Source organism: Lactobacillus equicursoris DSM 19284 = JCM 14600 = CIP 110162 (assembly GCF_001434815.1).
GTDB classification, from domain to species: Bacteria; Bacillota; Bacilli; order Lactobacillales; family Lactobacillaceae; genus Lactobacillus; species Lactobacillus equicursoris.
The window spans coordinates 1-558 of sequence record NZ_AZDU01000131.1; the positions used below are offsets into that span (position 1 = coordinate 1).

Sequence of the window (558 nt, forward strand, 5' to 3'; positions counted from 1 at the left end):
CAGCCAAGAAGACCATCAGCTTAGCCCGCTATCAGCGGATCAAGGTCCAGGTCATCGCCGCCTGTGCGGCCGCCTGCCTCTTGCTCTTAGCTGGGCAATTCCTGCCAAAGAACTGGCAAAATAGCCTTGAATTTTTGGAGTCAGACAAGATCTCGCAGATTGCCAAGCAAAATCAGTTCACTAAAAAGCTGAACAGCACCCGCATCAATCTGCCAGATGAAAAAGTAAAAACAGAAAGAAGTAAGTAACAATGCACTTTAGTCACCGTAAAAAACGCGAAGTTTTAGAATTTTTTACCTCATTCATCCCCGGAGCCACTGAGATGTACATGGGCTTCATGAAGAGCGGCTTCAGCTTAATGCTGGTCTTCTTCACGGTCTTGATCATCCCAACCTTGATCAGCCTGCCCACCCTCTTCATGATCTTTGCCCTCTTGGTTTGGTTCTTTTCCTTCTTCCACGCCCGCAACCTGATTTCCTGCCCGGACGAGGAATTTGACAAGCAAGAAGACAAGTTCATCTGGGAAGAGCTTTTCCCAGCCCTGACTCTCAACAAGCA

At 48.0% G+C, this 558-nt stretch carries 2 pseudogenes; both read left to right on the forward strand.

From position 1 onward, the window contains the following. Positions 1-248, forward strand: a pseudogene (locus FC20_RS09680) (hypothetical protein); the annotation flags it as partial. Between the two features lie 74 nt (positions 249-322). Then, positions 323-558: pseudogene (locus FC20_RS09685) on the forward strand (hypothetical protein); the annotation flags it as partial.